This window comes from Enterococcus sp. AZ104 (genome assembly GCF_050546705.1).
Taxonomy (GTDB): domain Bacteria; phylum Bacillota; class Bacilli; order Lactobacillales; family Enterococcaceae; genus Enterococcus; species Enterococcus faecalis.
This window is the reverse complement of sequence record NZ_CP172952.1, coordinates 1,766,278-1,784,864: the sequence shown is the minus strand read 5'-3', so window position 1 is coordinate 1,784,864 and position 18,587 is coordinate 1,766,278. Positions and strand designations below refer to the sequence as shown.

The following is an 18,587-nucleotide window of genomic DNA, read 5'->3' as shown; positions in this document are numbered from 1 at the left end:
TCTGGATATTTTTTGTTTAAAAAAATTTCTTTTAGAGAAAAAGAAAAAGATAAAAAAATACTATTCAATTATATAAAAAGAATCTTAAAAGTATATCTTTCGTGGTTTATCTTTTACATTCCCTTCTTTATCGTATCTATTATGAATTTTGTTAAAGGGGAAATGGATTTAAGAGGAAAAATATCATTTATACTGAGCATATTATTAGGCTATGTCCCCAGAATAGGTGTTTCTTGGTATTTAATCGCATTAGTAATGAGTGTATTTATTATTTATTACATCCGAAGTTATTTTGGTGAGAAAGTATTATTAACAATTGGAATTGTTAGCTTTCTGATAGGAGTATTTACTTCTACTTATGGTAAGTGGTACTTTGACATTGAATGGATTAAACAAGTGCCTTTTTATGGTTCTATATCTTTTTCGATGATTTCTACGATTTGTTATGTGATTATAGGCTATTTTTTAGCAAACTATGTATTTGAAAAGCCTTTAAATAATTTATTCTTAGTTTTAGGTATTGTTATTTTTTCTTATGTAGGACTAAAGGAAGTGAAATTTGCGCAACAATTAGGTGTTTTTTATGATGCACAAAATTATTTTACGTTACCAATAGTTGCTGTGTTAGTGGTTATTTTAAGTTTTAATTTAGAAAATATACGTATTCCTGGAAGTGACTTTTTAAGAAAATCTAGTATTATTATTTATTTAGCGCAAAATCCGATAAAATATTTACTATTTTATGCAGCTAGTCAATTAGGGATTCAAAAGTTAACGTACGATAACTTTAAAACATATGTTGTACAAGTTTTTTTGTTAATTGTTTTTAGTTATATTATCATTAAATTAAGTGAACTGAGACAGTTTTATTGGCTTAAAAATCTATATTAAATAAAACAACAAAGACCTTAAGTTGGAGTTTAAGGTCTTTGTTGTTTTATTTAAGATTCATAATCACAATGCCGACAATAATAACCACAGCACCAATAAGGGCATTCGTTGTGATTGTCTCTTTTAGAATAAGATTTGAAGCAATTAAAATAGCGATGTTTGTACAGGCAACGCCTAAAGGAACAATGTAAGAAACATCGGAACGACTAATAATTAACATCCATAAAATAAAACTAATTAAATAACAAAATAAACCTAATAAAGATATAAGTGAGATATTCATTGAAAAGATTGTTTGTTGGAGTTGGATGTTCAAACTGCTAGAACCTAGTTTAAATAAGACCAGACCAGCAGAAGACAGAAATACGTAAATAATAAAAAGAACCATAATTTCCCTTCTCTCAAAAATAATTTCCGTGCAAAAAAATGCAAGACCTCCATTATTGTAGCATAATCTCCTAAAAATTGGACAAGATTTTTTAATATAGCGAAATCAGTTAAATTTTTCTTTATAAAAAGGGGTCTACTATTGAAAAGCTAGGCGTTTATCGATAAAATAGAAATGTTGTTTAAAATGGCATTTTTGTATCCAAAAATTTTAGATAAAAATAGTTTATTACGGAAGGAATAAGTATATGTTTAAAGAAACATTTTCAATTTTCAAGAATATTTTTCAGAACAAAAAATTGTTATTACAATTTTCATTTAATGATTTTAAGGCCAAGTATGCTGGTTCAGCACTAGGAATTGTCTGGGCGTTTTTAACGCCATTAGTAACTGTTTTGACGTATTGGTTTGTCTTTTCTGTAGGCCTTCGTTCTAGAGCTGGCGACAATATGCCATTCATTGTCTATTTAGTAACAGGGATGGTACCTTGGTTCTTCTTTTCAGATTCGTTATTATCAGCCACGAATGTGTTTCGTGAATATAGTTATTTAGTTAAAAAAGTCGTGTTTAATGTACAAATTTTACCAACATCTAAAATTTTATCGAACTTGTACACCCACTTGTTTTTCATTCTAATTGGTTTTGTAATTACTACAGCTAACGGTTATTACCCAAGTCTGTACAGTTTGCAATTAATTTACTACTTAGCTTGTTTATTAGTCTTTTTAACAGCAATTACGTGGATTACTGCTTCAACACAACCATTTTTACCTGATATTATGCAATTTATCAATATCATTATGCAAACAGTTATGTGGACATTGCCAATTTTATGGCAACCAACTGGAATGATTGCGACAATCTTAAAAATCAATCCATTATATTATATTGTTCAAGGATACCGCGAATCTTATTTAGGCGGTGCATGGTTCTGGGAACATTGGCAATATAGCTTATATTTCTGGGGAGTTACTATTGTTTTACTATTAATTGGCTCAACCGTGTTTAGACGCTTAAAACCACATTTTTCAGATGTACTATAAGGAGAGAACGACATGTCAGAATATGCAATCGATATCCAACATATTACCAAAACATACAACATGTATAAAAAGCCGTCCGATCGGTTTAAAGAAGCGCTTAGTCCAACCAAAAAATCCTACCACGATTTGTTTTATGCGTTAGACGATGTCACGATGCAAATTAAAAAAGGCGAGATGATTGGCTTTGTCGGCGAAAATGGTTCTGGAAAATCAACCATGTTAAAAATTATTACAGGAGTATTAACGCCAACCTCCGGGTCCATGGTGATTAATGGGAAAATTTCAGCGTTGCTTGAATTAGGTTCAGGTTTTAACCCTGAATATTCAGGATATGAAAATATTTTCTTAAATGGAATGGTCTTGGGTTTTTCCCGAGAAGAGATGGAAGAGCGTGTCCAAGATGTCATTGATTTTGCTGACATCGGCGATCATTTGTATCAACCAGTTAAAACGTACTCTAGTGGTATGTTTGTCCGCTTGGCTTTTGCGGTAGCTATTAACGTGGACCCAGATATTTTAATTGTCGATGAAGCGTTGGCTGTCGGGGATTTAGAGTTTCAATTAAAATGTATGGAAAAATTTACGGAAATTAAAAATTCTGGTAAAACAATTTTATTTGTTTCTCACGATGTAAACTCCATCCGTCGTTTTTGTGACAGAACTTTTTGGTTGCAACACGGGAAAGTCGTTGAATATGGAGATACGATGGACGTGACGACCAACTACGAAAACTTTTTGAAAAAGAAATCAATTAAAACGGTTGACCGCGAAGCGACCATGAAAGATGAAACCCCAACACCAGATATTATTGAAGTGGATCATGCGGAACTTTTAAATGCGGATTATGAACCATTAGAAATGGTAACGCAAGATGAAAAAGTGATTGTAAAAATTGAATATACTGTCAAAAATGACCAAATTAAGAAGCCTGTTTGTGGAGTCGCTATTCGAACAGTGGACAACCATTATGTCTGTGGCTTAAATACGTTATTAGATGGTGTGCAAATTCCTTGGAAAAAAGGACGGAATGTTTTTTATTTAGAATATGAAAAAATGTCATTATTAACAGGTGAATATTATTTTGATATTGCTTTCTTTGAGGAACATGCAACAGTCCCATTAGTCTACAAAACAAAATACGTGACGATGTTTATTACCGGTCGTTATGCCGGAGAAGGAATTGTCATCTTAGATCATAAATGGAAGGATACGACAAAAGATGAAGTATGATTTTGAAATGGAAACAGACGAGAGTACCAGTGTTGGGAAAATCGTAGCACAAATCAAAGAAAATAGTGATGTCTTGGAATTTGGTCCAGGTAATGGGCGAATGACTAGCTATTTGATGGAAGAAAAAAAGTGCCAGGTCTCAATTGTTGAATTAGACAAAGAACTTTATGATCATGTCAGTCAATTTTCAACAGATGCCTTTTATGGCAATATTGATGAAAATGATTGGGTCGAATACTTTGCTGGTAAGACGTTTGATTATATCGTTTTTGCAGATGTGTTGGAACATTTAATGAATCCTCAAAGCGCCTTAGCAAAAGTCAAACCGTTTTTAAAACCAGGCGGTCAAATCTTAATCACTTTCCCTAATTTGGCGCATAATTCTGTCTTAATTGATTTATTTAATAATCGTTTAACGTGGAATGAAACTGGGCTGTTGGATGCTACGCATAAATCATTCTATTTACAAGAAGGATTTGAAAAAGTTTTTGCAGAAGTTGGTTTATACATTGCCAAAGAAGATTTTACATTTAATCAAGTTGGCTACAACGAAATTCCTACGACGTATGAAGCGTTACCTGTAGAAGTACAAGCAGCTTTTAAAGCGCGTCCCTTTGGCGAAGTGTATCAGTACTTTTTTGCCTTGACTGCTGAACCAGTAGAACAGCCAGAGCGAGTGACACCAGTAAATTCATACAATGAAAAAAACGTTCATATTTTAATTAATTGCGGCGAAGAAAAAGAGACTGAGTTGGATCAACCAGTTGATTTACAAAAACCTGAAACAAAACAGTTCCAACTGAAGATACCAGAAGACGTCCAACTGATAAAATTATTCCCAAGTTTAACGGGGGCAATTATTAAATTATCCATGACGATAGACGGCGAGACAGTCCCAGTCGCAGCCACGAATGCTTTTCTGGTACAAGAGAATATCTATTATTTCTTAGATACGCAAGTACCTGTAATCGAAGTAACCGATGCACAAATGGCAGGCAAAGACCTGACAGTAGACATTGATTATTTCTTTGAAGGCAACTATTCAGAACGTGAAAATACCTTTATTCATGCACTGTTAGATGAAAGAAATCAATTTTTAGAAGAAATGAATAAACAGACGGAGACTGCCCCTATGCCTACTGGAAAATATAAACGAATCACGTTAACTAAATTTGATAAAATGATTAATTTAACCATCGATGATATTGCTCGCGATGTAGAAAATAACGTTTCTGTTATCAGAGGGTGGGCGTATGACAAACAAACAAATTATCCGCTAAGATTCAGCATTGCAGAAGCTAGTGAATCAGTCACTTATACGGTGGAAACAGAATACCGTCGTGATGTTATTGATATGTTTGAATTAGAAGGCGATCAAGATTATGGTTTTGTAATTACGATTAAAGATCCAGAAGATTTACCAGCCTACACGTTAAACATTGACACCAAATCAGGCCAGAAGGTTCAATACGTGGTGGAGCGTCCAAACATGGTTCAACCAGGCACGAAATTTGATCGAGCATGGCGTTCGATTCAGACACGTGGTTTGATGGGCTCAGTGAAGTGGTACTTTAAACGACAAGAAAAAGCAGAAGCCCCTGTTGACGTGGAGGCAGTTTTAGCGGAAATTAAAACGTTCCAATTTCAGCCTAAAATTTCTGTCGCTGTACCTGTTTATAATGTCGAAGAAAAATGGCTTGCAGCGTGCGTTTCTTCTTTACAAAATCAGTACTATGAAAATTGGGAGTTATGTTTAGCAGATGATGCATCGCCAAGCGAACATATTAAGCCCATGCTAGAAAAATATAAAGAACTAGATCAACGAATCAAAGTTATTTATCGCGAAGAAAACGGACATATTTCAGAAGCAACTAACTCAGCTTTGTCGATTGCTACTGGCGATTTTGTTGGTTTCATGGATAACGATGATGAATTAGCGCCACAAGCATTATATGAAGTGGTCAAAGCTTTAAACACAGACCCAACGATTGATTTTCTTTATACTGATGAAGATAAAATTACAGAAAATGGTCGTCGCTTCAACGCGTTTTACAAATCGGACTGGAATCCAGAACTGATTTTAAACCATAATTACATTACACACTTTGTTGTTGTGAAACGTGATTTATTAGAAAAAGTAGGCGGACTGAACTCAGCATATAACGGCGCTCAAGACTATGATTTCGTATTGCGAGCAACGGAACAAGCAACGAAAATCAAGCACATTCCTGGTATGATGTATCATTGGCGTGCCATTGAATCATCGACTGCTCTAAACCCTGAAAGCAAAGGTTACGCCTATGTAGCTGGTCAAAAAGCGGTCCAAGCGGCAACGGAACGCCGTGGCTTAAAAGCACAAGTAGAGATTGCCGAATTTTATGGTTCCTATAAAATTAACTATCTTTATGATCATGTGCCGATGGTATCATTGATTATTACGAATGATACAGAGAATATGAGTAGTTACTTACGTCAATTATTAGAAAAAACTGCCTATACAAATTATGAAATTCTATTGCCTGCACGCTTCGAGAATCAAATAAATATCCAAAATGACCGTCTTCGTTATGTTTCAACAGAAACTCGTCATGGCATGATTCAAGCTGCTAAGGGAGAATATGTGGCTTTATTAAATGCTGGATTGGTACCAACGAAAAATGATTGGTTAAAAGAGTTAATGAACATTGGTCAACAAGAGACCTCTGGTTTAGTGACTGGCCGCGTAGTTGACGCACGCTATCGCGTGGAAACAGTGGGAGTATCAGTTGATACAGACAAAGGTCGATTACTTTATCCTGAAAAAGGCACCCCTGGTAAAAGCTTAGGTTACTATTACAGAATTGCTTTACCAAGAAATATTCAAGCAGCAACTGAAGACTGCTTACTATTCAACAAACAACTTTACCTAAATTTAGAAGGAATTAACGAAAGCTTAGGAAAAGAATGGATGGGTGTCGATTTATCGTTACAATTTGCTAGCGCTGGTAAACGAAATGTATATGTGTCCTATGCAATTTTGAAAGCAGACGAAAAAATGCAAAACCATGATAAAAAAGGATCTTATAAAGAACTTGCGGAAAAATGGACCGCGGAAGCTTTAGTTGATCCCTACCGAAATCCGAAACATCTATAAGGAGAATGCACATGAATGAAGACATTAAGGTGATCTTTGATAGTATCTATCGCGACAAAACAACAAATAATTTAACCATTACAGGTTGGGCGTTAGATACAATCACTAAAGAAAGCCCAACTTTCACAATTAATAATGAAAACCAAGTGTCCGCTTATAACATTCAGCGCGTTTTACGTGAAGATGTTAATCAAATTTATCAAACAGAGCCTGCGATTGAAGCTGGCTTTGTTGTTACACTTGAAGGAATTAAACAAAAAAAAGTACTCCCTTTTCATTTTCAATCATCAGCACATGTTATAACGGTGGATTTTCCCTTGAATAAAAAATATCCAGTGATTCCAGGGACAGAAGATAAAGTAACTCGTCTTTGGATAAAAGCCAAAAAAGGATTTAAGTATATGGCTAAAAATGGTATTTCTCATACCATTCAACGAGCGAAAATTGAGAAACTAAGAAATCAAGCTTCGTATCCTAACTGGTTAGCTAGAAATGAAGTACTAGACATAGAAGCGATGACGCAAGAAATCGCAACATTTCATTATCAGCCTAAAATTTCCATTGCGATGCCAGTGTATAATGTTGAAGAAAAATGGCTTCGGTTGTGCATTGATTCTATTTTGAATCAAGTCTATACTAACTGGGAATTATGTATGGCCGATGACGCCTCAACAGATCCTAATGTCAAAAAGATTTTAACAGAGTACCAGCAATTGGATGAGCGAATTCGGGTCGTCTTTCGTGAACAAAATGGTCATATTTCCGAAGCAACCAACTCTGCTTTAGCGATTGCTACCGGAGAATTTGTCGCCTTACTAGACAACGATGATGAATTAGCGATCAATGCTTTTTATGAAGTGGTTAAAGTGCTGAATGAAAACCCAGAACTGGATTTAATTTATAGTGATGAAGATAAGATTGACATGGATGGAAATCGTTCTGATCCAGCCTTTAAACCAGATTGGTCACCTGATTTACTTTTAGGAACCAATTACATTTCGCATTTAGGCGTGTATCGTCGGAGTATTCTAGAAGAAATTGGCGGCTTTCGAAAAGGTTACGAAGGTTCTCAAGACTACGATTTAGTCTTAAGATTTACTGAAAAAACGACAAAAGAACGCATCAAACATATTCCAAAAGTTCTTTACTATTGGCGGATGCTGCCAACCTCAACAGCAGTGGATCAGGGCTCCAAAGGTTATGCTTTTGAAGCGGGGCTAAGAGCCGTGCAAGATGCGCTCGTTCGTCGAGGAATTAATGGTCATGCAACGCATGGGGCGGCGAATGGCTTATACGATGTTTATTATGACATTGAATCTGAAAAGTTAGTCTCAATTATTATTCCAACTAAAAATGGCTATAAAGACGTACAACGTTGTGTTTCATCGATTATTGAAAAAACAACCTACCAAAATTACGAGATTATTATGGCTGACAATGGAAGTACAGATCCAAAAATGCACGAATTATATGCAGAATTTGAACAACAATTACCTGGTCGCTTTTTCGTTGAATCAATCGATATTCCATTCAATTTCTCAACTATTAACAATCGTGCAGCGAAAAAAGCGCACGGAGAGTATTTATTATTTTTAAATAATGATACCGAAGTGATTACAGAGAATTGGTTAACCTTGATGGTTTCATTTGCTCAGCAAGAACGGATTGGCTGTGTAGGTGCGAAATTATTGTATCCAAATAATACGGTCCAACACGCAGGCGTTATTTTAGGATTAGGTGGTGTCGCTGGACATGGTCATTATGGTTATCCCCATGGTGACTTAGGCTATTTTGGTCGGTTAGCTATTAATGTTAATTATTCAGCAGTAACTGCCGCATGCTTACTTATGAAAAAAGCAGATTTTGATGCAGTTGGTGGTTTTGAAGAAGCGTTTACCGTAGCTTTCAATGATGTTGATTTATGCCTGAAAGTCCAAGCTTTAGGACGTGACAACGTCTGGCTTCATGAAGCAGAGCTTTATCATTTTGAATCTCAAACTCGTGGATATGATGATAAAGGCAAAAAGAAAAAACGTTTTGAACAAGAAAAAGTGATGATGGAAGAAAAATGGGGACCTTTAATTGAAAATGATCCATTTTATAATCCTAATCTGACAAGGGATATTCCCAACTTTTCATTACGAATTGACTAGATGCAATTGCGGATGACGAAATGGAGCGAAAAGATGGAACAACAACTAACTACAAGAAAAGAAAAACAACCATTACGCAACCAAGCTGAGCAGAGCGCTCGCTTGGTTGATCATTTGTTACGCTGGCGCTATCTGCTAGCGGCAGTCATTTTTATTTTACTGGTCGCCTTTAAAGTCCATGGTAGTTCATTAAACATGTGGGATGCGTATGTTTCTGAATATGCGGATGGCCAAAAAAGTTCATTAATTGCTGGTGAACCAAGAGGTGTTCGCTCGGATGAATGGCTCGTTCAAACCCCCTTTAGCCTCTCACAAACACAAACAGGTTTGAAAACACATAATGATGTGATTACGTTAAATGGGCAAGACATGGTGGTAGGCTATAATTCACCAGCGTGGAATTTGGCCACGTTAGCGAAACCTTTTACGTGGGGCTATGTACTATTAGGCAAAGAATATGGCTTATCATGGTATTGGAATCTTAAATTAATTGGCTTAATTTTATTTTCTTTTGAAATTGGTTTGATCGTCACACGGCGGAATAAATATTTAGCTTTGTTAGCAAGTGTTTGGATTCCGTTTTCTTCGGCCCTTCAATGGTGGTTTGTCTCGCCAGTTGGAGATTTAGTATTTTTTGGCTTAGGTTTTTTAGTGGGAATTTATAATTATTTCTATTATCATAGTAGTGTTCGACGTCGTGTCATTTGTGCGATAACGGCTGTTATTATGGCTTCAGGATTTGTTTTAGTTATTTATCCTGCGTTACAAGTACCACTTGGTTATTTGATTTTATTATTTTTAATTTTATTCTTTTTAGAATTTCGTAAAAAAATTAAGTTGGATAAGTGGGATGGGGTCCTGATAGGTGGGGCACTCTTGATGACGGCGATTATTGTTGGCGGATCGTTATATGGCTCATTGGATTCCTTAAAAGCAGTAATGGATACCGCTTATCCAGGAAAACGGGTAAGTTTAGGTGGCGATATGCCTAAACGCGATATTTTGTTATTTTTAACAAATTGGAAAATGCCGTTTCAAGATGTTCCATATTCAAATAATTCGGAAATCAGTAGTTTTTATCAATTATTTTTTGTTATTTTGCCGCTCTCACCATTTATTTTTTATAAAAAAATCAAAGAAAACATTTACGGTTTTGTCTTATTCGTGTATTGTTTATTTAACTTAGTTTGGATGAGCGTTCAATTTCCAACAATTTTTGCTAAGTTGACATTGTGGTCTTATGTGCCAGAACAACGGGCGATGTTATCCTTCGGGTTTGCCGCTGTGTTGTTAAGTTTATGGTTCATCGATTATTTATGGAATCGCCAAGCAAAAATTCCAATGATGGCCTGGTTAGGGGCGCTAGGATTAAATGTTGTTCTGTATTTCTTTGTTTTATATACGGGCAATTTACGGTTATACGTTACACGAATGGACATCATTGGTGTCTTAGTTGTCGCTACCGTTTTAATTGTTGCTTTATTTAAACGTTGGCGCACGTTATTTGTCCTTGTCTTATTAGGAATCATTATGGTTTCTGGTGCCTTTGTTAATCCAATTTCTCGAGGCGTTTCTGCTGTCTATGGAAAAAAATTAGCGGTAGAAGTGGAAGAAATTAACAAAAAAGACCCCAACCAATTGTGGGTGGGCGAACGCTTGATGTATGGCTATTTGCCAATGTTAGGTGTGCATACATTTAACGGTGTTGCTTTTACACCTGACTTAGAGGCTTGGAAACCATTAGATCCAAAAGGAAAAGACACATTTATTTATAATCGCTATGCGCACATCAATGTTGAAGTAGGAAATCAGACCCCTGTTTTAGAGTTGATGCAAAAAGATGCGATTATTGCTCGTTTATCTCCAGAAAAATTAAAAGAATATGGGATTAAATATGCGGTCGTTTATAAACCATTAGAACCGTTAGACACACCAACGATTCATTTTGAAAAATTATATGGACCTGATCAGAACGGGGCATATATTTATCGAATAAACGACTAGTGATTCATTCATGGAATGAGGTTTGAATATGGGAAAAGTATTGAATAGAATCGGTCGACTTATTTTATTAGTTACAATGATCGGCTCGTATACGATGTGGGTCGTAGGAATTGATGCGCCAGTCACAAAATATATGTATGCCAATAGTTCAATTTTATTATTAATAGCAGTAATACTTGTACTGCTATTAAATTGTACGAAATTAAAATTTATTGACTGGCTGACCGTAGCGTTGGCGCTAGCCACCTGGCTCTTGTTTCACTTTACGGAATCAATCCGTCATAGCACGATGCAAACAGATACAATGATTCCTTTAATTATTTTGTTGGTCCTTTGTTTTAAAGTTTGTGTCTTTGATCGTTTGGATCAAACGCTTTTATTAATTGTCTCTTTAGTTGCTTTGAGTGCGACTTTGTATCGGATGTCCGTGGAGTTGCCTCAGTTGATTCCAGCAGACGAAATTTTTAAAGAATCAAATAAACTAGAAAGTATTTGGATTAATACCAATACGATTGGTGCAACGTTGATGTTTTCAACAATGATGGCCAGTAGTTTGATCAAAGCATATAGAAATAAGGTTTTTAACCTGCTGCTTTTACCTGTATACATTGGTGGTGTTTTAGGTACATGGGTCAGTCAATCCAAAACCTCTTTTGCCATTTTAGTTGGTTTTATTCTGGTGGATAATCTTTTACCAAAACGTTTCTTGCAACGTTCGAAAGTTTGGCTGTTTGGTTTTGTCGGAGTAGCTGCATTGGGACCATTGTTGTTTTACTTATGTGCGGAATCGGATACTGTTGATTTATTTACAGGAAGAGAACGAATTTGGCATGAGTTTTTTGCTAAATGGTTATCTGATCCTCAACATATTAAAGTCGGTATGGAGCCTTTTGTGGCCTCATGGAAACCGCTGGGGACACATAATGCTTTTCTATTTACGTTAAGTAATTTTGGTGTCATTGGCTATCTGATTTTATTTGGTTTTTTAGTCAGTATGATTTTATTGATTGGTTTCCGCAAAAAAACATTGGATCGTTTGCAAGTTAGTTTACTTTTAGGCTTCCTTTTAATCTGGATTCATTCATTTATGGAAGATATTTTATTAGCGCCTCATTGGATGCCGATTGTTTATAGTTTCCTTGGGCTAGCCTTCTACTTCCGGCCAGAGAAAAAACGAGGAAGACATGAAAGACCAACGACATCTAAAAGAAGAAAACGAGTGAAACAAACAAGTCCTGTTAGCAATGAAGAGCGCCCGATAGCACCTGTTGACGAAGAGGGCTGGGACCAACCTGAAGAATTAAGTCGTGTCCAAAGACATCGCAGATAATTTTCATCCTATAGAACTTTCTTGTCCGCTGACATTATGGTATTATAGGGGTTGCATGTTATTACAAATAATGTAATTACTGGAAGTGAAGAGAGGAAGTTTTTAATGACATCAAAAAGTGAATGGAGTAATGCAAGACGAATTGTAATTATTTTAGCAGACGTTTTGCTCTATAATTTATCAATCATCTTAGGGTTTATGGTGAAATTTGGCCGAGAAATTCCTTCATTTAACTTTGTGGCTTATGAAAAATCTGCAATTTACATTTCAATCTTTTTTATCTTTTTGAATTTGTTGTTAGGTGCGTATATTTTTTATAATCGCAAAATTAGTGACATCATTTTTGTCACGGTGATTGGTCAAATTTTAATGACTTTAACGATTATGATTGTGACATTTGCCGGACGTTGGTTTACGTTCCCGCGTTCTGTTTTAGGATATTCCTTTATAATCGGAATTATTGTTCTAAGTCTTTGGCGAATTCTTGTTTATTATCTTTACTTAAAGGTCAGCAATGAGCGAAAAGTTGTTTTACTAGGTAAAGAAAATCAAGTTATGCGGTCAATTCAAAACTTTATGTCTGATAAAAATAACAAGCATAAAGTAACGAGCGTTGTTGTCAGCAATTACTATGAAAACTTAAAAAAAATTATCGATGAAATCGATATTGTTTATGTTTCAAGTAATGTTGATGAGAACGAAAAAGTAAAATTGTATCAATTAATTGTCAAACACAAGAAAAAAATCTTTTTAGATACAAGTTTTGAAAATCTAATTATGTTAAAACCAAACATGATGAACTTTGAAGATGAAAGTATTATCGAAGTCTCAAATTTTGAAATCCAACCAGAAGAGAATTTTATTAAACGTTTATTCGATATTTTAGTCTCTGTTTGCCTATTTGTGATTACCTCACCCTTAATGCTTATTGCAGCGATTTTAGTCAAAGCAACCTCACCGGGACCAGTGATTTACAAACAAACTCGGATTACATTAAATCAACGTGAGTTCTCGATTTTAAAATTTAGAACGATGTCGGCAACAGCAGAAGCAAAATCAGGTCCAGTCTTATCTACAAGTAACGACAGTCGCGTCACTACAGTTGGTAAATACTTGCGCGCTTTACGTATTGATGAGTTGCCACAACTAATCAATGTTATTCGCGGGGATATGTCCATTGTCGGACCACGTCCTGAACGACCATTCTTTGTTGATCAATTTAATCAGGAAAACCCGAATTACTATTTACGTCACAATGTACGTGCGGGGATTACTGGCTATGCCCAAGTTTATGGGAAGTATGCTTCTGACTACAATAGTAAATTGAACTTTGATTTACTGTACATCAAGAATTATTCATTACTGTTGGATATGAAAATTCTGCTTCAAACCATCAAAATTCTCTTTGATAAAGTATCATCAAGAGGATTGGATGAGTCTGAAGAACGTGAAGAATTGACGATGGATTATTGTAAAGAGAATGCTATTAGAATTTACCGTTAAAAGTTTGAGACATAAGTTATTTAAGCTTATGTCTCAAACTTTTTTTGGAAACAAGGAATGTTGAAATAATAAAAGAGCTATGCGATAATATAAACTGTTACATTCTTACATAAAATGCAACGAGGAGTGAACAAATGGAAACAGCACTTGTTTCAATTATTATGCCCATGTACAATGCAGGCAAATTTTTATCAAAATCTATTGAAAGCGTTCTGGAACAAACCTATCAGAATTGGGAATTATTACTCATTGATGATGGAAGTAAAGATGATTCTATTGATATTGCACTTGCCTTTATGGAAAAAGATTCAAGAATCTTTTTACTGAAAAATGAACAGAACATGGGCATTGCAAAGACCAGAAATAAAGGAATTGAAGCTTCAAAGGGACAATATATTGCCTTTTTAGATAGTGATGATTTATGGCTTCCTAATAAATTAGAAGTTCAAATCAAGTGGATGGAAGAAAAAAAACTTTTATTTACATGTAGTTCTTATTTTGTATGTAATGAAAATGGCAACATTACTCATGAGCGTAATTTTAGTGAGGGACCACAAACCTATCAAGATCTTTTAAAAACAAATACTATCGGCTGCTTAACAGTCGTAGTCGAATCTAATCTGCTTAAACGCCATTTAATGCCGGATTTAAAACATGAAGACTATGCTACTTGGTTAAACATTTTGAAAGAAATAAATACGGTCTATTTTATTAACGAAAAATTAGCCATTTATCGTAAGCTAACCACCTCTACATCTTCTAACAAATGGAATACAATCAGTTGGGTTTGGAAAATTTTGCGTCAAAATGAACAATTTTCAGTTATTAAAAGTTCATTCTACTTAATGCGTTTTTTATTCTATACAACATTTAAATATGCAAAGAATGAATAGGGAGGAAAAGGAAAAGTGGAACAAACAACACAGACGCAATTAGTAGAAATTCAACAAGTCGTTTTACGCATGTCAAAATATTTTGTGGCTTTTTGTGAAGAACATAATCTAACCTGTTATTTTTGTGGAGGCGGTTGTATTGGAGCAATCCGCAGTCAAGGTTTTATTCCATGGGATGATGACTTAGATTTCTTTATGCCAAGACCAGATTATGAAAAATTGAAAGTGCTTTGGCCTAAATATGCAGATACAGAACGTTATCCATTGTTAGTTGCTTCAAAAACTTATAATGATCATAATTCATTTATGACAATTAGGGATGCACAGACAACGTTTATTAAAACCTATCAAGATGGATTAGCGATTCCTCATGGTATTCCTATCGATATTTTTCCTTTAGATGGTGCGCCAAAAGGAAATTTTCAAAGGAAGAAACAAAAAATTTGGGCATTAATTTATGCTTTATTCTGTTCACAAGTGGTACCAGAAAAACATGGTGGCATTTTAGCAACGGGGAGTCGGGTATTATTGAATATCTTTCCATCGAAAAAGGTTCGCTATCATATTTGGCGCTTTGCTGAAAAAAGAATGACTAAGTATTCCTTCGGCTCCACTCCTTATGTTACAGAATTATGTGTCGGACCACGCTACATGGGTAATATTTATCATTTGGAAGATTTTAAATCTGCTATTTTTGTTCCATTTGAAGATACAAAAATGCCAATACCAGTGGGTTACAAGCGCTACTTAACACAGGTTTTTGGGGATTATATGCAATTGCCACCAGAGGAAGATCGCCAACCCCATCATGAAGCGCTAATTGTTGATACTAAAAAATCGTACACAGAATATCTTAAAAAATAAATAAAAGATGAAAACAATCGATTAAAGATCTGTTTTCATCTTTTTACCATTTAAAAGTAAAAAATTGATATAGGAATGTTAAAAAAGCGTAATTGAATTTGAAATAAAGGTATGAGATAATAATTGGTGTTAGTTTTAAAATGTGAAAACAATTAGTTGAAGGTTATAGGATACACATTTTCGAGAGCGAATGGCAAGTGTTTAAGAAAGATACATATTATTAAATATATAAGGAGAGTTTCATGAAAAAAATCATTTCAGGTATGTTAATTTGTACCGTATTATTAAATAGTTTTAGTGTGATTGCATCAGGAGAAGAGCTTGTAAAAACAGAAACAACGGGGGAGACTGGCTTGGTCACTCAAGCTACGTCAGAAACAACGACTAATTCAACGGAGGATACATCTTCTGTTACAGAAGAAAATACCTCTGAAAGAGATAGTTCTACTTCAAGCACAAAAGAAGAGTCTCTTGATTCTTCAACAAATAGTACAACGGAAGAACATTCTTCTGTTTCAGAAACAAACACAACAGATAGTAAAACAGAAGCCTCACAAAGCTCTGAAGTAGAAAAAAAGACCATTGACCAAGATGAAGCGGATTATCAAGAAGCAGCACGTGAAGGAACGAACCATAAAAAAGGAACATATGCTATGAAAAACGGCCTTTCTTCTAGGGTAGCGCGAGCAACAGTTGCGAACGTCTATGCGAATGATCCTAATTTGCCTGGCAAGAATTTTATTGACGTTTCTAGTTGGAATGGAGACATTTCAGTAGCTGAATATCAAAAAATTAAAAGCTATGGTGTAACAGGTGTCTCGATTAAATTGACAGAAGGAACTTGGTATGTTAATCCATATGCTGCGGGCCAAATTAGAAATGCCAAAGCTGCGGGCTTAAAAGTTTCAGCATATCACTATAGTATGTATGTCTCTGCTGCGACAGCACAAGATGAAGCAAGATATTTTGCTCAGGCGGCGGCTAACTCTGGCTTAGATAAAAATACCATAATGTTTAATGATGCGGAAGATCCAACGCTTACAAACAATGGGCGAAACGCCCATGCTAATTCTGTTGCGTTTAACCAGCAATTAAAGGCACTAGGGTATAAAAATGATGCGTTGTATGTTGGCAAATGGTGGTTAACAAATGGCTATATCGACACCTCCGCCTTCGGAAGAGACAGAGTATGGGTAGCGCAATATCCATATACTCCAGATAGTTCCATGCAGTGGAATAATGACCATGGTGCTTGGCAATGGTCTTCGCAAATGTATTTCCCTGGTTTAGCTAATTATGAAGGGCGTCCGTTTGATATTTCCATGACCTATAGTAATTTTTTAAATATGGGTAATAGTAGTGGGCCTGACTTAAGTAAGTATTACACAACTAATCCAGGTCGAGTGATCATGAAAAATGACGATACTTTTTACCAAGATGTAGCGTTTAGAACTCCTGGTTGGCGAGTTAAAAAAAATACACTAGTTACCATTAAGGGGATTGAATATAGTTCAGCAGGAATTCCTCGATTGGTCACAGACCAAGGTTATTTAACAGCAAATAAAGATTATGTATTAGCGGCACAAAGCAATATTGATTTGTATTTTACGACAAATCCTAAAAAAGTTCGTTTGAAAAGCGATGATTATTTCTATGCTGACCCAGAATTTAAGCAAACATTGTCTAAGGTTTCGAAGGGAACAATAGTAGAAGTTGAAGATTTAGCTTATACTCAAAGTGGTATATTTCGATTGAAAACGGCGAAAGGATATTTGACTGCAAATAAAAATATAGTTGAACAATATAAAGGGTTAGAAGATATTTACTACACATCTAATCCTGGACAAGTAATTACCAGAAATGAAGATACCTATTACAAAGATGTAGAATTCAAGACAAAAGCAAATAAAGTAACTGCAGGCAGTGTTTTAAAAGTAACTGCTATTGAGAAAACAAAATCAGGAATTCCTAGATTGAAGACGGCAAATGGGTATTATTTCACGGCTAACAAGAACTATGTAGTAGCTACTGGATCTTGGATTGCCAACTATCATACGGTTAATCCAGGGCAAATTATTATGAAAAATAGTGATAATTTTTATGGGGATCCAGACTTCTTATATAAAGGATCGGCTGTTTCCAAGGGAAGTTTAGTTCCTGTTGTGGGAATCGAATACCGTGAAAATCAAGTTCCTCGTTTGATTACCCAAAATGGTTATTTAACAGCGAATAAAAGTTATGCCCAAAAAGTTGTACCAAATATCAAAGATTATCTATATGATTATCCAGAGTATGTAGTTATGAAAACAAATGATTATTATTATCAAGATGTAAATTTCAGTAAAAAAGGTGAGTCTGTTTCCAAAGATACATTAATCAAAGTTTTAAGTGTTGATTATACTGAAAACGGATTGCCTAGATTAAAGACTGCAAAAGGCTATATAACTGCTAACAAAACATATGTTACAAAATTGGTATCAAATTCAGATAATTACTTTACTGAAAACCCGCACCAAATTATTATGCGAGTGTCAGATAAACTATATACTGATGTAGAGTTTAGTAATGCTAGCAGAACCTTATCCTCTGGGACTGTCGTTCCAGTTAAGGGCATTGAGTATTCCTCTAATGGTGTTCCTCGCTTGAAGACAGAAGAAGGCTATCTTACTGCAAATAAAAACTATGTGACAGCTGCTGGAAATACCAATAACAATTACTTTGTTACTAATCCAAAAAAAGTTAAGCTCTTAATTGATGATAGCTTCTACAATAATGTTGAGTTTACTAAAAAAGGACAGGCCGTTAAGAAGAATACGATTGTTGAAGTTGAAGCAATCGAATATACGAATAATGGTATACCAAGGTTAAAGACGAACCAAGGGTATTTAACTGCTAATAAGTGGTATGTAGCAAAAGTAGGTTAAGCTCTCCGTCAATAAACAGCCTAATTAATTAAAGTAAAGAGAATATTTGAAAGGTTAAATATATATATTGACATCTTTGTTGGACTTATTTTTATACGAGTTCGACAAAGGTGTTTTTTTATAGAGAAAAAGATTTTATTGGTCAAAAATTTTCGCTATTTATAAAGGGGCTAAAAGTGTTGTTAAAATTGATGAAAAGCATAACAATCATCTTTTTATTCAATCAATATCT

At 35.0% G+C, this 18,587-nt stretch carries 12 protein-coding genes; 11 read left to right on the top strand and 1 reads right to left on the bottom strand.

Annotated features, from left to right (window positions below):
* The first annotated feature begins 12 nt into the window (after positions 1-12).
* Positions 13-891 carry an acyltransferase family protein gene (locus IGJ37_RS08570; protein ID WP_325814871.1) on the top strand — a complete coding sequence of 293 codons (879 nt, stop codon included), beginning with the start codon at positions 13-15 and terminating at the stop codon, positions 889-891.
* A 46-nt stretch (positions 892-937) separates the two neighbouring features.
* On the opposite strand, the gene IGJ37_RS08565 is transcribed toward IGJ37_RS08570, so the two are convergent.
* Positions 938-1,279 (bottom strand): EamA family transporter, encoded by a 342-nt coding sequence (locus IGJ37_RS08565; RefSeq protein ID WP_002356899.1) that lies wholly within the window; start codon positions 1,277-1,279, stop codon positions 938-940.
* 247 nt (positions 1,280-1,526) lie between these two features.
* On the opposite strand from IGJ37_RS08565, the gene IGJ37_RS08560 reads away from it, so the two are divergent.
* The 10 genes from IGJ37_RS08560 to IGJ37_RS08515 all read left to right on the top strand — a co-directional run bounded on the left by IGJ37_RS08560 (position 1,527) and on the right by IGJ37_RS08515 (position 18,355).
* Positions 1,527-2,321 (top strand): ABC transporter permease, encoded by a 795-nt coding sequence (locus IGJ37_RS08560; protein ID WP_002356900.1) that lies wholly within the window; start codon positions 1,527-1,529, stop codon positions 2,319-2,321.
* Between the two features lie 12 nt (positions 2,322-2,333).
* Entirely contained in the window at positions 2,334-3,551 is a 1,218-nt protein-coding gene (locus IGJ37_RS08555) for an ABC transporter ATP-binding protein (protein ID WP_002356901.1), read from the top strand.
* Positions 3,541-6,684: a glycosyltransferase gene (locus IGJ37_RS08550; RefSeq protein ID WP_010709670.1), complete on the top strand. Its 3,144-nt coding sequence runs from the start codon at positions 3,541-3,543 to the stop codon at positions 6,682-6,684. The genes IGJ37_RS08555 and IGJ37_RS08550 overlap by 11 nt, the downstream gene beginning before the upstream one ends.
* An 11-nt stretch (positions 6,685-6,695) precedes the next feature.
* Positions 6,696-8,837, top strand: coding sequence for a glycosyltransferase family 2 protein (locus IGJ37_RS08545; protein WP_002378512.1), 2,142 nt, complete (start codon positions 6,696-6,698; stop codon positions 8,835-8,837).
* Positions 8,838-10,841 carry a DUF7657 domain-containing protein gene (locus tag IGJ37_RS08540; RefSeq protein WP_002383759.1) on the top strand — a complete coding sequence of 668 codons (2,004 nt, stop codon included), beginning with the start codon at positions 8,838-8,840 and terminating at the stop codon, positions 10,839-10,841.
* 28 nt (positions 10,842-10,869) lie between these two features.
* Positions 10,870-12,171, top strand: coding sequence for an EpaQ family protein (locus IGJ37_RS08535; protein WP_142665376.1), 1,302 nt, complete (start codon positions 10,870-10,872; stop codon positions 12,169-12,171).
* Between the two features lie 105 nt (positions 12,172-12,276).
* Positions 12,277-13,674, top strand: a complete 1,398-nt coding sequence (locus tag IGJ37_RS08530; protein WP_252671338.1) for a sugar transferase — start codon at positions 12,277-12,279, stop codon at positions 13,672-13,674.
* A 134-nt stretch (positions 13,675-13,808) separates the two neighbouring features.
* On the top strand, positions 13,809-14,567 hold the full coding sequence (locus IGJ37_RS08525) for a glycosyltransferase family 2 protein (RefSeq protein ID WP_002356910.1): 759 nt from the start codon (positions 13,809-13,811) through the stop codon (positions 14,565-14,567).
* Positions 14,568-14,582: 15 nt separating this feature from the next.
* Positions 14,583-15,431 carry a LicD family protein gene (locus tag IGJ37_RS08520; RefSeq protein ID WP_002362106.1) on the top strand — a complete coding sequence of 283 codons (849 nt, stop codon included), beginning with the start codon at positions 14,583-14,585 and terminating at the stop codon, positions 15,429-15,431.
* 242 nt (positions 15,432-15,673) lie between these two features.
* Positions 15,674-18,355, top strand: a complete 2,682-nt coding sequence (locus IGJ37_RS08515; protein WP_252671336.1) for a DUF5776 domain-containing protein — start codon at positions 15,674-15,676, stop codon at positions 18,353-18,355.
* Positions 18,356-18,587 lie beyond the last annotated feature (232 nt).

What these genes read in the sequence shown, in the direction of transcription:
- IGJ37_RS08565 (WP_002356899.1), bottom strand. Translation starts at nt 1,279, where the DNA reads ATGGTTCTTTTTATTATTTACGTATTTCTGTCTTCTGCTGGTCTGGTC.
- IGJ37_RS08560 (WP_002356900.1), top strand. Translation starts at nt 1,527, where the DNA reads ATGTTTAAAGAAACATTTTCAATTTTCAAGAATATTTTTCAGAACAAA.
- IGJ37_RS08555 (WP_002356901.1), top strand. Translation starts at nt 2,334, where the DNA reads ATGTCAGAATATGCAATCGATATCCAACATATTACCAAAACATACAAC.
- IGJ37_RS08550 (WP_010709670.1), top strand. Translation starts at nt 3,541, where the DNA reads ATGAAGTATGATTTTGAAATGGAAACAGACGAGAGTACCAGTGTTGGG.
- IGJ37_RS08545 (WP_002378512.1), top strand. Translation starts at nt 6,696, where the DNA reads ATGAATGAAGACATTAAGGTGATCTTTGATAGTATCTATCGCGACAAA.
- IGJ37_RS08540 (WP_002383759.1), top strand. Translation starts at nt 8,838, where the DNA reads ATGCAATTGCGGATGACGAAATGGAGCGAAAAGATGGAACAACAACTA.
- IGJ37_RS08535 (WP_142665376.1), top strand. Translation starts at nt 10,870, where the DNA reads ATGGGAAAAGTATTGAATAGAATCGGTCGACTTATTTTATTAGTTACA.
- IGJ37_RS08530 (WP_252671338.1), top strand. Translation starts at nt 12,277, where the DNA reads ATGACATCAAAAAGTGAATGGAGTAATGCAAGACGAATTGTAATTATT.
- IGJ37_RS08525 (WP_002356910.1), top strand. Translation starts at nt 13,809, where the DNA reads ATGGAAACAGCACTTGTTTCAATTATTATGCCCATGTACAATGCAGGC.
- IGJ37_RS08515 (WP_252671336.1), top strand. Translation starts at nt 15,674, where the DNA reads ATGAAAAAAATCATTTCAGGTATGTTAATTTGTACCGTATTATTAAAT.